General features: G+C 57.5%; 9 protein-coding genes. 6 read left to right on the forward strand and 3 right to left on the reverse strand.

The window, feature by feature from the left end:
- The first annotated feature begins 79 nt into the window (after positions 1-79).
- From B3Z17_RS10480 to B3Z17_RS10505, 6 genes are all read left to right on the forward strand, one after another.
- Positions 80-2,506 (forward strand): ABC transporter permease, encoded by a 2,427-nt coding sequence (locus B3Z17_RS10480; RefSeq protein WP_286829754.1) that lies wholly within the window; start codon positions 80-82, stop codon positions 2,504-2,506.
- Between the two features lie 49 nt (positions 2,507-2,555).
- On the forward strand, positions 2,556-5,021 hold the full coding sequence (locus tag B3Z17_RS10485; protein WP_286829755.1) for an ABC transporter permease: 2,466 nt from the start codon (positions 2,556-2,558) through the stop codon (positions 5,019-5,021).
- A gap of 59 nt (positions 5,022-5,080) precedes the next feature.
- Positions 5,081-7,591 carry an ABC transporter permease gene (locus B3Z17_RS10490; protein WP_286829756.1) on the forward strand — a complete coding sequence of 837 codons (2,511 nt, stop codon included), beginning with the start codon at positions 5,081-5,083 and terminating at the stop codon, positions 7,589-7,591.
- A gap of 30 nt (positions 7,592-7,621) precedes the next feature.
- Complete coding sequence (locus tag B3Z17_RS10495) at positions 7,622-10,066, forward strand: ABC transporter permease (protein ID WP_286829757.1); 2,445 nt, start codon at positions 7,622-7,624, stop codon at positions 10,064-10,066.
- A gap of 690 nt (positions 10,067-10,756) precedes the next feature.
- Entirely contained in the window at positions 10,757-11,773 is a 1,017-nt protein-coding gene (locus B3Z17_RS10500; protein ID WP_286829758.1) for a DUF2336 domain-containing protein, read from the forward strand.
- A gap of 179 nt (positions 11,774-11,952) precedes the next feature.
- On the forward strand, positions 11,953-12,939 hold the full coding sequence (locus tag B3Z17_RS10505; protein WP_286829759.1) for a DUF2336 domain-containing protein: 987 nt from the start codon (positions 11,953-11,955) through the stop codon (positions 12,937-12,939).
- Between the two features lie 75 nt (positions 12,940-13,014).
- On the opposite strand, the gene B3Z17_RS10510 is transcribed toward B3Z17_RS10505, so the two are convergent.
- The 3 genes from B3Z17_RS10510 to B3Z17_RS10520 are packed head-to-tail and all read right to left on the reverse strand — an operon-like array spanning position 13,015 to position 15,221.
- A complete protein-coding gene (locus B3Z17_RS10510; protein ID WP_286829760.1) occupies positions 13,015-13,458 on the reverse strand; it encodes a hypothetical protein in 444 nt (147 codons plus the stop codon).
- 19 nt (positions 13,459-13,477) lie between these two features.
- Positions 13,478-14,608 (reverse strand): hypothetical protein, encoded by a 1,131-nt coding sequence (locus B3Z17_RS10515; protein ID WP_286829761.1) that lies wholly within the window; start codon positions 14,606-14,608, stop codon positions 13,478-13,480.
- Complete coding sequence (locus B3Z17_RS10520) at positions 14,598-15,221, reverse strand: DedA family protein (RefSeq protein WP_286829762.1); 624 nt, start codon at positions 15,219-15,221, stop codon at positions 14,598-14,600. Before B3Z17_RS10520 ends, B3Z17_RS10515 begins: the two co-directional genes overlap by 11 nt.
- Positions 15,222-15,407: the final 186 nt, after the last annotated feature.

The raw sequence follows: 15,407 nt of genomic DNA on the forward strand, positions 1-15,407 counted from the left end.
CCTGCGCCTATTGGGCCCGCCACCCCAAAAATATAAAGACCGCGAGAGACGGCTTTAACGACAGCATATCGAGGAAACGATGTTTAAGAATTATATGACGACAGCGATCCGGAACCTGCTCAGGTACAAGCAATATACGCTGATCAATGTATTTGGCCTGGCCGTTGGATTGGCCGCCTGCATGATGATCCTGTTGTATGTGAATTTCGAGCTGTCGTACGACCGCTGGATCCCGGAAAACGACCGCGTGATGCGGGTTGAAGTTTACACTTATGACCGGGACGGCAACTTTACCAATAATGACGAATCCATCCCGCCTGTGACGGCCCCCCTGTTCGCGGAGCAGGTTGATGGCATCGAACAGTTTTCACGCCTCCTCGGTGACGGGGTTGCGCTGTCGGTTGACGGCCAAGCCTTTGAACAGGAAATCTCAATCGCGGATCCCGGTATCTTCGACCTGATGGGCATCACGCTCATCGAAGGGGACGTGGCAACCGCGCTGGGTAGCCCCGACGCTATTGTGCTCAGCCAAAGCGATGCCCGGCGCATCTTCGGTGACCAACCGGCGCTTGGACGCGTGGTCAAGATTGACGGCGAACATACCCTGAAGGTTACCGGCGTGATGCCGGACTGGCCGAAGGCATCCGACATGGAGGTGCATGCCTTCCTGCCCGCCACAACCCCTGTGTTTGACCACATGCCCTGGCGGCTCACAAGCTGGGGGTCGTTCTCGGGCCCCACATATATGCGCCTCAGGGAGGGCGTGAACCCGGATGATGTCGCGAAGGCCATGAACGAACTGGCGCTGCGCATCGGCCCAGCCAACCGGTTCAAGGACCGGGTAGAAAAGGGTATGAAGCCCCAGTATGAATTTCACCTGACGTACGCTGTGGACGCACACCTCAAAAGTGATGTGCGTGGAGGCAATGGACGCAGCAGTGTTTCTGCGCTGATCACTGCCGGCGTCATTGCCTTCCTGATCCTGGCGATCGCTGTGATCAATGTGGCAAACCTTGGCACCATGCTGGCAATGAAGCGGGTGCGTGAGATCGCCATTCGCAAGTCGCTGGGCGCCGAGGCGCGGCACCTGACAGTTCAAGTACTGGTGGAATCCGTGGCGCTGACATTCCTGTCGATGCTGATCGGGATTGTTCTGGCGGAAGCCCTGTTGCCCATCTTCAGCGGCCTGATGAATCGCCCGCTTACCAGTGGTTTGATCTACGAGCCTGGCACGCTTGCAATCCTGCTGGTTGGCACTGTTTTCGTGGGCATTGTCTGTGGCCTGTATCCTGCCATGGTCGCGATCCGCTTCCGTCCGGTTGACTATCTTTCCGGGATCAAGCCAAAGCTTGGCAGCCGCTTCCGGAACGGCCTGATCGTTGCACAGTTCGCGGCCACCATCGGCCTTCTTGCCACCTGCCTCGTGGTGTTCATGCAGGCGGAATTTGCAAAAAGCAAAGACACGGGGTTCGACAGCGCACAGCTCCTGGAGATCAGCGGTATCTCCCGGCCTGTGGTGCTGCAACGTCAGGAGGCGTTCAGGGAAGCGTTGGCACGGCTTGAGGGTGTCGAAGGCGTTGCCGCTTCTCACGGCATGCCCGGCCACGACTATAATAACTGGAACGGTGTGCATCTGGCCAACGGCGTGTCGAAGGACATGCGCCGCTTTGCCATGTCGGAGGAATTGTTGCCACTGCTTGGCGTCAAGCCAATCGCGGGTCGTTTGTTCGACAAAAACCGTCCTTCTGATTCCCGCACGAGCACCGACCAGGGCGCTTCGGGGGCCATCATCCTCAATGACATTGCCGCCCGTGAATTGGGTTTCACCAACCCTGAGGATGCAATCGGCAAGGATGTGAGCACCTGGGACGATTTCCACTCCACCATCATCGGGGTGGTCGAAAATCTGCGCACACGGTCTGCCCGGTCCGAACCCAGCTCGACCTATTATTGGATCGGCCCGCACGAATTCCGTCATGTGGTGGTCAAGGTGAAGCGCGAGGGCATGGCTGACACGCTTGCGGCGATCGACAGCGTCTGGCGCGAGTTCTTCCCGGATCTGCCGATCCGTCGCCAGTTTGTCGATGATGCTTTCGCTGAATATTACGACACCGAACGGCGCCAGGGGTGGCTTCTGCTGTTCAGCGCGGGTGTGATGACCGTGATCGCCGTGATGGGTCTCTATGGCCTGGCGGCACTGGCAACCGAACGCCGCGCCAAGGAGATCGGAATCCGCAAGGTGCTGGGTGCCCGCAGCCGCAATATTGTGAGGCTTCTGGTGTGGCAGTTCTCGCTGCCGGTGCTGGTTGCCAACCTGATTGCCTGGCCGCTGGCATGGTGGGGGCTCAGCCGCTGGTTGGAGAATTTCATCGACCGGATCGGCCTCACGCCTTGGCCGTTCCTGGCAGCGGGCCTGTTGGTGTTGGGTGTCGCCTGGGTGACAATCATTGGCCATACCCTGCGTGTGGCCCGTGGCAGCCCGATCAAGGCGCTCCGGTACGAATAGAGCCATACCGACCAGAACCCCCGGGCAGGCACAGCAAGATGCCTCCCAAATGGAAAAGACAGCAAGGAAAGTGGTGACATTCATGTTTTTCAACTATTTCAAAACGGCGCTCAGAAGTTTGATGCGGCACAAGCTGTTTTCCAGCATCAATATCCTGGGGCTGGCCATGGGATTAGCTGCCTTTATCCTGATTATCCTGTTCGTGCGTGATGAATTCAGCTGGGATAGTCATTGGGACCGAGCCGAAGATATCTACCGGCTGGAAAACACCTATGTTCGGGTAGGGCAACCAGATAGGCCTACGCCAAACGCTGTCGAGCCGCTGAAACAGGTCTTCTTCGACACCTTCCAGGAAGTTGAGGCCATCGCGCGCTATATAGATGGCGGTGTGACGCTGAGGCATGATGGTGAGCTGTTCTCGCAGCAGGTTCATTTCGCAGAACCGGGCTATCTGGATTTTTTCGGGGTCGATGTCCTGAAAGGCGGTTTTGATGCCGCATCTGTAAAACTGTCGGACCTTGCGATCAGTGAACGCACGGCCGAGAAATATTTTGGTGACGCACCGGTACTTGGGCAGAAGCTGACACTGCGGATCGGCGGTGAGTTCCGCGACTTCTATGTCAGTGCCATTATCGCTGACCCCGAGGTGCATTCGGTGGTGCAGCATGACTTTGTCGTTCCGTTCAACCGTGAATATTTTGCGGGCGCACGCTGGTTCTCTAAAGACTGGCGCTTTGCCTACTGGCAAACCTATGCCCGTTTTGCACCGGGCACCGACATGGCCCTGATACGGGCTGAGCTGCCCGCGATCGTAGACCGCTTTCTGCCCAAGAACCAGCAAGGTCAGGAAAATGGCCGCAACTGGTCAATGACCCTTGGGCTCGTGAACATCGGTGATGTGCACCTTTATGGTAACGGCACTAACGCAAAGCCTGATGTGCTCTATGGTTTCACGGGGGTGGCGTTTCTGATTCTGTTGATTGCTGTGGTGAATTTCCTGAATCTTTCGATGGCACGGACGGCCCACCGGGCGCGGGAAGTGGCCGTACGCAAGGTTTTGGGGGCGAGCCGCCGCCAGGTTGTGCAGCAGTTCCTGGGGGAAAGCATTTTGCTCGCCTTCGGGGCGCTTCTGCTGGCGCTGACGATGGTCGAGATTGCCCTTCCTTATTATAACGAGTTCCTGTCTTCGATCATCGAGATGAACCTCTTGGGCGAGCCAGCCATGCTGGGCGCGCTTGTGCTTCTGGGTGTGGGTGTTGGTGTCAGTGCCGGCAGTTTCCAGGCCACTTATTTCGCCATGCTGAAGCCGCACGATGTGCTGTATAGCAATACGGCATCCGACAACGGCACCTCGAAGCTTCGGCAGGGGCTTGTGGTGGCGCAGTTCAGCATTTCTGTGGCACTGATGATCATTGCTTTCTTTGTCCATAAGCAGACGGAGTTTGCCCGCCAATTGGATCTGGGCTTCACCGCGGACAATCTGATCGTGCTGTCGGGCACTAATAACGAGCGCTCGAATGAGATCAAACAACGCCTTCTCGAAAGCCCATTCATCGAAGCTGTTGGCCGCTCCTCTGATGTGCCAACGGAAGGCAGCGAAGACAGGCTGCATATTCGCCCGGTCACGGGTGGTGATCCGGTGATGCTGGACGGGCTGCCCACAGGGCCGGACTTCTTCAAGGTATATGAAATTCCGCTACTGGCTGGCCGGTATCTGACCGACGCAGGCGCTGATGTGCTTCGCGACCGCGTCGAGGATGCTGAATATGCAAGTGCTGCCAATATCGTAGTCAACGAAATGGGTGCGAAGCTTCTTGGCTTTGAGACACCTGAGGCGGCCATTGGCCAACAGGTGTCGGCGGACCTTTCCAGCAGCCTGCGGGTGGACGCAACGATTGTTGGCGTGGTGGAAGACTTCCATTTCGACAGCGCCCGCGACGTGATCCGGCCGGGTATCTATTATATCGATTTCATCCGCAATTCCGACATGAGCGTGCGCATCGACGGCAAAAACCGCGATGCGGCCATTGCGGCCATCGAACAGGCTTGGCACGCCACCTATCCAGACAGCATACTGCGGTACCGCACCATGGATGAGATGGTTGAACGACAGTATCAAACCGATGACCAGTTGAGCAATATTCTGGCGGCCTTCACCCTGCTGGCTGTCCTGATTTCCTGTATGGGGCTCTATGGCCTGGCGTCCTTCACGGCGGAACGCCGGACGAAGGAAATCGGCATCCGCAAGGTGCTGGGTGCGCGGCTTGCGGATATTGTCGGCCTGATGCTGTGGCAGTTTTCCAAGCCCATCCTGATCGCCAATCTGATTGCCTGGCCTGTTGCCTTCTATTTCCTGAACGATTGGCTGAACGGGTTCGCCTACCGTGTTGAATTGGGTGTTTTGCCGTTTCTGGTGATGGGAGCCGGGGCCCTGTTGATTGGGTGGCTGACTGTGGCAGGTCACGCACTTGCTGTGGCGCGGTCGAACCCGATCAATGCCCTGAAGCACGACTAGGATCATAAAGCCCCACGGGCACGGACCTGTGGGGCGCATGCGAAAGCGAGGAGACGAACATGTTTAGAAATTATCTGCTGACTGCTTGGCGGCATATCATGAAGAACAGGCTGTTTTCGGCCATCAACGTGTTCGGTCTGGCCATCGGTATGATGAGCTGCATTCTCATCCTCCTGTTTGTGCGGGACGAGCTGACCTACGATCAGTGGGTACCTGAAGCGGACAAGGTTGTGCGCATCCATTCGGCTTTCTACCCGCAGGAGCGTCCTCCGTTCCTGACAGTCAGGTCTGCGGGCCGCATCATGGGGGCCTTGAAGGCCTACGCCAGCGCAGAGGTGGCAGAAGGTGTTCGCCTGGTCAACAACACGACCACGATCATCAAGGACAATAATGCCTTTACCGAGCAGGTGACGTTTGCAGATGGCACCTTCTTCGACGTGCTTGACCTGCCGTTTGTCCATGGTGATGCGTCCTCAAGCTTCAGCCGTCCGCTGGACATGTTGCTGACCGAAGAACTGGCGATCAAATATTTCGGGCGTACGGATGTGGTGGGGGAAACCCTGACGGCCTGCTGCCTGCGGGGACAGCCAATGACGTTGCCGATTGCCGGCGTGCTGAAGGACATTCCTGGCAATTCGCACCTGCAGCTTGGCTTCCTGGTGCGCATGGAGCCTTCCATGTTCGATTTCGCGCCCAACATCTTGAACACCTGGACCAGCGTGAATGTCTATACCTATTTCAAGCTGAAGGACGGCGCGACAGCGGCAGACCTGCAGGCGCGCTACGACACATGGCTGGATAATGAAAGCCCTTTCAGCGAGCGTACGGACATGCCGGGCAAAGTGACAGATTTCGTCAAGCCGAATGTCATGCCGCTTCTTGACCTGCATCTTCATGCCCGCCGTGACGCTGGCAACATGGGAGACCTGTCGCCCATGGGCGATATCAATATGGTCTATACCTTCTCTGGCGTGGCGCTTTTGATCCTGTTGATCGCGTCGATCAACTTCATGAACCTGTCGACCGCCAAGGCGTCCAAGCGGGCGCGGGAAGTGGCGCTCAGAAAAGTCATGGGGGCAACCCGGCGCCAAGTGGCGCTGCAGTTCCTGGGTGAAGCCGTGGCGATCGCGGCCCTCGGGCTTCTATTCGCCTTTGTCGGCGTTGAACTGGCCCTGCCACTTTATAATGACGCCATCGACAAGGATCTGGTGTTTGATGTGCTTCAGGACCTGCCGCTTCTGCTCTCCCTCGCGGGTGTTGCCATTGTGGTGGGGCTGCTGTCCGGCAGCTATCCGGCAGCGTTCCTGTCCCGCTTCCTGCCAGCGCGTATCCTGAAAGCCAACAAATCGTCTGATGTGGGGGGTGCTTCCACCTTCCGTTCGGCGCTCGTTGTGTTTCAGTTTGCAATTTCCATTGGCCTTGTGATGTGCACCGCCGTCATCTATGGCCAGACCACCTACGCCAAAAGCATGGACGTGGGCTATGTGCACAGCGGCAAGCTTGCAATTACCAACCTGGGGAACGCCGCGGGTACGCCGCAGGCTGAGACCATTCGTCAGGCTCTCGAGCAGTTGCCCGGTGTCTCGAAGGCGGTGCTGTCATCCGAAGTGCCAAGCCAGGACAATGAAAACAACACCGGCTTCACCGTGCTGGATAACACTGGCGCTGACATGCAAGGTGACCAGGTAGTCGTCAACTATCATTCTGTGGGCTATGACTTCTTCGAAGCTTACGGCATTAGCCCAATTGCCGGTCGCACCTTCGATGAAGCTTTCGGCACAGATGCCATCAACCCCATCCCCGACGGCGAAGATCGTATCGGGACGGCTTCAGTTGTGCTGAACGAAGCGGCGGTTCGGTCGCTTGGCTTCGCTTCGCCTGCTCAGGCCCTCGGCAAAACATTGCGGGCTGAAGTGTTCCAGTCGGGCCGTCATGATTTCACTATCGTAGGCGTGGTGCCGGATATCTATTTCCGATCGCTCAAGTTCGGTGTGCGGTCGACCGCCTACTGGATCAACCCGCCAGCCCTTGATTCCATCACCCTCACGCTGAATACCGATAATATCCAATCGGTTACAACCGGTATTGCAGGCATCTGGCGTGATCACCTGCCGATGACGCCACTTGGCCATCAGTTTGTGTCGGATATGCTGGCTGCCCAGTATGCCAGTGAGGAAGCGCAGGCAAAACTGTTTGCTGCCTTCTCAGGCCTGGCCATCATCGTGGCGTGCCTGGGGCTCTATGGCCTTGCGGCTTTTTCTGCCGAGCAACGCACCAAGGAAATCGGCATCCGCAAGGTACTTGGCGCCCGGGTTGTGGACATTGTCAAACTGCTCGTGTGGCAGTTCTCGCGCCCTGTGCTGATCGCGAATGTCATTGCCTGGCCCGTGGGCTGGTATGTGATGTCTGGCTGGCTGGAAAGCTTCCAGTACCGGCTGGATAGTACCTTCGTCATCGCCATGGCGTTGGCGGCAGGTATGGTGGCCTTGTTGATTGCCTGGCTCACGGTTGCGGGGCGCGCAGCCCATGTGGCGCAAGCCAACCCGATCCAGGCGCTCAGATACGAATAAAAAGCCGGAAAGTCGGCAGCGAGGAAAAAGATGATTGTAAACTATTTTCTGGTGGCGCTCAGGCGGTTGCTCCGTAACAGGATGCTGTCCGTGATCAACATCGGCGGGTTGGCCATCGGGTTCGCCGCGGTGACGCTGATCGGGCTCTATGTAAATTATGAACTGAGCTACAACCGGTGGCTGCCGAACGTGGATGCGCTCTATAAGGTTGAGTTTACCGAGACCGAGCCGGGGCACGCACCCATCCCGTCTGCCATGACACCAGCCCCCCTTGCGGCGGCTCTCGTGAAGGATTTCTCCGGCATTGAGGATGCGACGCGTCTGAAGACACGGAAATTCACAGTTCGCAGCGGGGCAAACCAGTTCACTGAGGAGCTCTATTTCGCGGACCCGAATTTCTTCGCTCTATTTGATTTGCCTGTGGTTCTGGGCCAGCGGGCCGATATTCTGAAAAACACCGGCAATATCGCGCTGTCCGAGACCGCGGCGAAAAGATTTTTCGGTGACAGAAACCCCATCGGGCAAATCCTGAATATCGGAGGTCGGGAAGACAGAACGGTCGTTGCTGTGCTGAAGGATCTGCCAGCCAATACACATCTGGATATCCAGCTCCTGACGCGCATTTCCGCCGACGAAAACGGATTGCTTGGTTTTCGTGATACCTGGGGGTCGGATCAGGCTCATACCTATATCAAGGTGAACGAAGGCTTTGATCCAATTGTCCTTGAGCAGAACGGGCGGGCATTTGCCGAGCGCAACATCACCCTGACATGGACCAAACTCCCCCCCGCAGACCTTCACCATTATAATGCTGTGGCGGTTGCTGACCTGCACCTTTATTCAGACAAGGATAACCATGAAGGCTCGGTGGGTGATATTGACACGGTCGTCACTTTTGCCCTGATTGCCTCTCTGGTGCTGGCATTGGCAGTGGTTAACTTCGCTAATCTTTCGACGGCAAACGCGCTTCGGCATGCACGCGAGGTGGCACTCAGGAAAGTACTGGGTGCCTCATCGCGGCAGATCATGGTTCAGTTTTTGGGGGAGGCGGTGCTCACGGCCTTTCTGGCGCTGCTCCTCGGGCTTGTCCTGGCGGAGCTCACCTTGTTCAGCTTCGGTAATTTCCTGGGCAAAGACATCAGCCTTGCGCCGCTTTACAGTATTCCTGCGGCTTCCCTGTTGGGCGGTACGGCGGTGCTTGCCGGGGTATGTGGTGGGTTTTATCCGTCCTTCGTTCTGTCCCGCTTCAGGCCGACAAGCGTGCTTTCGGCAAACAAGTCGACAAGCGATGGCGTTCCCTGGCTTCGCAACAGCCTTGTGGTGCTGCAGTTTTCTGTGTCTGTCGCCCTGATCGCGTCTACCGCTATCATTTACCGGCAGACGGATTATGTCAGAACTGCTGATCTGGGCTTCGACCCCGCCGGCAAGGTTATCGTGCCGATCAGCGAAAGCGAAGTGCGGCCCGTTGCCTTGGCGCTCAAGAACAGCTTTTCCCAGCTTTCGGGTGTGCGCTCCGTTGCCATGACAACGGCGCCCCTGCCTGAGGCGCCGCACGGCTTGGGCGTTTTTGTACCTCAGCATGCCAGCCGAGATGAAGCCCGCAGCATTACACAGGTGTGGGTTGATGCCGACTTCTTCCCCTTGATGGGCCAAAGCCCACTGGCAGGGCGACTGTTTGCGGCTGACCGACAGGCCGACCTGACACACACACCGACAGACCCGGCCTTGCCCCGCACCCGCGGGATCGTCCTGAACCAGTCGGCGGCAACGCTGTTGGGATATGGCAGTGCCGACCAGGCCATCAACCAGCAGATCATCACGCCGACGGGCAGGCAAACTGTTTCCACGGTTGTTGGGGTGGTGCCGGATATTCACCTTGGCAGTCTCTACAAGGAAATCGAACCCATGGCCTTCTTCGTCTCTGATCGGCCGCTCTATTATATGATTGTGGAGCTGCAACAGGGAGCAGAGCGCCAAACCCTGGCTGAACTTGAATCCATTTGGAACAATCTGGTGCCGGGCGTGCCGATGAGCCCAACCTTCCTGGAGCAGGCCTACAGGGGCCTTTATCAGGATGCCGAAAGGCAGGCCCAGCTGTTTGGCGGCTTCAGCCTGTTTGCTGTGCTGGTCGCCTGCCTAGGCCTCTATGGGCTGGCTTCATACGCTGCGGTGCGCCGCATCAAAGAGGTTGGCATTCGCAAGGTGTTGGGGGCCCGGGTTCTGGATATCGTGTTGCTCCTGACGTGGCAGTTCAGCCGCTTGGTAGCACTTGCCATTCCGATAGGTGTCCTTGTGTCCGCGTCGGGCATGAGTGCCTGGCTTGACGGATTTGCCTACAGGATATCCCTGTTGGGCAACAGCTGGGTATTCCTGTTGGCTGCCTTGGCTGCTTTCATGATTGCCTGGCTCACCGTTGGCGGGCAGGCCGCATCCGTCGCGCGGCGTAACCCGATCCGGGCGCTCAGGTACGAGTAACGAAATCTCTCGCGTCTCGAAAGCCGCTGGCTTTCGTTCGCAATTTAACTGGGGAGCCGTCTGGCTCCCCTTTTTTTTGACGATATGTGGGCTATGGGGCGCGCAAGGACAGGAGACGAATCGGTATGCGGGATGTCATGGTGGTAGGGCGAAAGCAGCCTCAACCCCGTTAAACGTTGGTGTGAAAGGGCAAAAAATCTTCATCATCAATTGCTTGGGAAGCTTTTGCTTTATTGCCATGTGGATGCTGTTTCAGCCGCAGTAACTGGGTGGTCTTGTGGCCGCACACACATTGTGCCGACCGATGACGACCATACTGGTTTTTCCTGGTTGCTTGACTGCCCCGTTGCGGGTTTTGCTGTAGGATGTATAGAAAATAGTATGTTTTACAAAGACTTATGCATTGAAGGCATCAGTCGTTAAAGCATGATGCCCGGTATGGTGTGTCCGGTTCGTGGTCGGTCGCTCACGTGCCAGCACTGGTGCAGAGGCACAGGAAAATCTGACCGGGGAGTTTTCCGGATGAAGTCCGCCAAAGCCCTGAAAAATCGATACAATTTTAGCTAACCTTTCCCCATTCGTTGACGAAATTCTCACCCCCATATGACATTGTGACAGGCATCAGGCGTGTGTTGATACCGGTTTTAATCAGGCCCGGTTAACGGATCAGGCAGGATTGGAGCCTCAAGAATGGACTTTAATGCCGTGACATTAGTGGATGCAGTGCAGCTCGAGAAAATCGTTCTCGCCAAGCGCGTTGGCCAGTTTCTGGTCAAGGAGCAGGCTGAGGAAGAGCGCGCGACTGTTGAAAATGTGGCGCGTGTGTTGGCTCAGGACGTCTCCCCACAGGTTCGGGAGGTTTTGGCGTTTGAGCTCAGGAAATGTAAGGTCCTCGCGCACGATCTGGCGGACAAAATTGCCCGCGATGTGGAAATGGTGTCCGGCCCGTTTCTGGGCGAAACCAACGTATTTACCGACAAGGAATGGATGCGGCTGATCCCGGCGCTTGAAGAACATGCGCTGATCACGCTGGCCCGCCGGTCGGACCTCTCGGAAACAGTTTCAACAGCTGTTGCGACCTACGGCAAAGAGCGCAGCGTGACAACACTGGTCCGTAATGACCGGTCGGAAATGCCCGAAAAGGCGTCCGGCAAGGTGGTTGACCGCTTCAGCGACAATGTTCGGATGATGGACCATTTGAGTGCCCGTCACGATCTGCCGCTGAGCGTGGTTGAGCGTATTGTGAATAAGGTGTCGGCCCACTGCCGCGACACGCTGGTGTCCCAATATGCCATCGATTCCGATGTGGCAGGGCAGATTGCTGAAGACAATAAAATCGAGGCCCTGTGGGACCAGCTCAAGACCGCGAGCCCGGCCCAGATACATGCCTTTGTTACAGATCTGAGGAACGACCGCCGCCTGACACACCTGCTGGTGGTGGAAATCGCCGACCGTGGCTGCGCACCCTTCATGGAAAGCTCGCTGGCGCTTGAAGCCGGCCTGCCGGTGGGGCGCATTCGCGAAATTCTGACGCTTGAAGATCCGTCCGCCTTTGTGCGGCTGATGCAGATGGCCAATGTCAGCAAGACCATGGCACCCCGTTTCCTCAAACTGGCGAAACGGTTCAACAGCCAGGCAGCTGAAGATCTTGAAGACGATAGTAATGTCGTTGCCCTTGCAGAAAAGGCAGGCGGCGCGGCAGCATAACCCTGTTCCTGGCAGGGTGGGTAGGCCGTCTGGCTTGCCTGAAATCAGGCAGTGTTTTGAGTGCGTCGAGCCAACAATGGCCGGCGTTAATATAATGTTTACAGGCATCAGGCTAAACTATAGGCGGGTGCCAAACTGGAAGAGCTGAGAAGCAGCGATTCCCAGATGGAGCCAATGTGATGAGTTTGGACCCTGAAAATCTGGCAAAAGCCGATCCTGTCGCGAAGGTGGTTCTCGCCAAGCGCGCATCTCGATTCCTGAATTCCGATAACCGTCCGGACGAAGAGCTGGCAACGGTTGAAAATGTTGCTCGTGCCCTTGCGCAGGACATTTGCCTTGAAGTGCGCGAAACGCTGGCGTTTGAACTGCGCTATTGCAGCCGACTGCCGTATGATCTGGCAGCTCGGATCGCCACAGATGTGGAAAGCGTATCTGGCCCGTTCGTTGAGGTCACCACCGCTTTCACCGACGCGCAGTGGGCCAGCCTGATCCCGCACCTTGAAGAACACGCCCTGATGCGGATTGCGGGCCGTGACGATTTGGGGGATCACGCGACCTATGCACTGGTCAGCTCTGCGCCTATTCGGCCGGCGACTGTCGCCGTCAAGAACGCAGCCATTCGTTTTTCCGAGCGCAGCTGCAACCGAACTGTCGACCGTTTCGCAGACCATCAGTCGGTTATCGATGCACTTGGGCGCCGCAGCGACCTGCCGCTTGGCGTGGTTGAGCGGATCGTGGATATGGTTTCCGAAGAATGCCGCAAGGTGCTGATGAACAAATATGCGGTTTCAGGCGAACAGGCGACCGCGCTGACACAGCAAAGCCAGGAACAGGTGCTGTGGAAGAAGATTTCAAAGGCCGGCCCGGCCCAGGTGCATGGCTATGTCATCGACCTGCGGGCTGAAGGGCGCCTGGATGAAAACCTGGTCATGAAAATGGCCGAAATGGGTAGCTTCCAGTTCCTTGGTAGCGCCCTTGCAGTTGAAGCGGGCGTGACGCTCGGCGAAGTGCGCCGCATTTTCGAATCCGGCGAACTGCGCCGGATGCTGACGCTGGTGCACGCCGCAGGCTTCAGTCAGGAAGCTGCCCAGCGCATTTATCGTTATCTGAAGCGGAATGACCTGAAGTTTGTCCGGACAGGCGAAGAGCGGGCTGTCGTTCACTGATCAAACCCGGTTAAAGCCGTGGTGCGGCGAGGGAGGAAGAACATGGGTGTGTTCTGCCTCCCTTGTTTTTGTGCGCTAGCCGCTTTTCCGGCCCAGAAGCGCCAGAAGCTGATCTTTCCGTCGCCACATGATGATAAGCGAACAGATGAAAGCAACGCATGCCATATAGAAGAGGCTGCCATCTTCCTGCATCTCGCCATTTTCCATCCATTTAACAGTCACGCCCAGCGGGCTGAAAAGGTGGAAGATGATGGCGCCTGCCATTGTGCCGGCTGACAAAACGGCGCCAAATACGCGCACAGACGGCTTCAGCATCAGCACACATATAAGTGCTTCAACGCCCCCAATGATGTATTGCCCGGTGCTTTTGAAGAAATCCAGGCCAATCCATTCACCCACCACATTGAAAATATGCGCTGGTTCTGCGGCACCGCCGAATTTGAAGAGCAGGCTGGGGGCCAAAATGCCGATGATGGCAATTGCCAGAATCCATTCGATATGTTTCTTGATAAAGTCCATTGGTCCCTCCCTCGGATCCCTAATGCGTGATGGGGTAGTGTTTGGTCAGGCGTTTTTCGCGCCACCAGGCCTTGATGATGTCGCTGAGCTTTGTGGGCTTGTGCCCCAGCCGCCGGTTCTTCGCGCCAATGGCATACAGGTGCCCGAACTGGCGCATCAGTGTGCCGTAGGCCTCAAGGAGCGTGGTGCGAGAATCCCAGATGTGCGTGGCCTCTCCGCCCGCGCCGTTGATCTCGATAATGCGGAAGCCTTCGCCTGCCTGAAAGGCTTCGAAGTCATCAAAACGCACGTCAAACCGGCCCACAAAGAAGCCGTCCATTGTTTGGGCGATGGCGTCGAACCGGTCGGTCATGGCCTCGGTTATTTCATCATTGCCATTCCGGAAAATGGTACCGCGGCAGTGGTTGCCCGCAAACGCCAGCCGGATGCTTTCGCCTTCTGGGATCACTTCATGCAGGCGTTCTCTGTGGCGCTCCAGATACAGATGTGCCAGCTTGCCGGCGCGTGCGTCGGCCAGGATCAGCTGCCTGAGTGTTGACTGGCCGTCGCCGGTGACCCGGGGGAAATATTTGAGTGTCAGGCTGATAATGCGGCCCTTCTGTTCGTCCGGGTGACGCACATAAAAGACACCCGCTTCGCCTTCCATATCCACCAGCGCTTGAAGCAGCAGGTTGGCCCCCGCCGGGAACCGCTCGATGTAGGCCATCAGCTCAGCTTTCGTGTGCACCAGCTGCACGCCGGCGCCGCGCATGCCGATGTCCGGCTTGGCCACAAAGGGGTATGCAATGCCTGCCTTATGAAGGCCGGTTTCTGCGTCCTCAAGGGTCCGCTCAATGGCGTTCTCACCGCTCCAGCGCAGCACGCGCACGTAGGGTGAGATCCAGTCCTGGGCGGTGTCCCATGCGTGGTTCAATACTTCATATTTGCTTTCGCCCACCAGGCCTGAGTAGGGCAGGGCCGGGTTGCTGCCGGTGGGCAACGTGAGGCCAAAGTGCCTCAGCGACAGCCAGCCGCAATAAAGGGCGATGGGCGTGTAGAAGAGATGCGCAGGGGCAAATTCGAACCAGCTGACCTCACCAGCGCTGGCGTCCAGCGGCGGCATGCCTGCGTGGGGCTTGTCCTGCATCTTCTGTATCTGTTCAGCTTGCATTCTCAACTCCGGACTGTGTGGCTTGCAGCTGGCCAGCGTAGCGGCTTTTACGCACCAGGCGGTGGGACAGCATGATCAGACCGGCGGCAACAAGCACGCCCGCAGTGATGCCTGCCCAGCCGCCCAGGTGCGCGACGGCTTTCTGGACGTGGCTGACAAACAGGACCATCAGCGTGACCCACACCAGCGCGGCCACGGACATCACCAGCGTGAAATGCATCAGCGGCAGGCGCAGGAACCCGAAGGTCAGGTATGTGGGTAGGCGGGTGCCGGGCAAGAAGCGGGAGGCAAACAGCACGGGGGTGCTTTTCCCCTCAAGCCAGCGCCTGAAATCGCGGGTTTTGCGAAGCGGCAGTCGGCGCTTCAACCAGCGGCTTTTCTGGGCCGCTGCGCCAAGGCCATACAGCCCCACATCGCCTGCCGCGATACCAAAGGCGACAGCGGCGATCACAAACGGCGCTGACGCCAGCCCGGCGCCGACCATCAGGCTGCCGGCAATCAAGGTGCCGTCTTCCGTGACAAGGGTGGCAAGGGCCAGCACGCACGCCAGCATGAGGGGCTGGTTTGCCAGTCCCTCCGCCATGGCCAACAATGTGTCTGGCGTGATTGTCATCCTCTCCCCTTACCCCGAATTAGGCAGCTTTGCCGGGCGCGCTGTCAAGCTGGTTTGCGTGTGGGCGCATTTCGCCATTGTCATCAAAATGCCATCCGGCATAGTGTATCAGCCGAAAATAGGGGCAAGGCGCGCGGGCGAGAAGCCCTTACACGCGACTATGACGTAAACGTTAAACGGCTTGAG

The sequence above is a fragment of the Kordiimonas sp. UBA4487 genome, assembly GCF_002389025.1.
GTDB lineage: Bacteria > Pseudomonadota > Alphaproteobacteria > Sphingomonadales > Kordiimonadaceae > Kordiimonas > Kordiimonas lacus.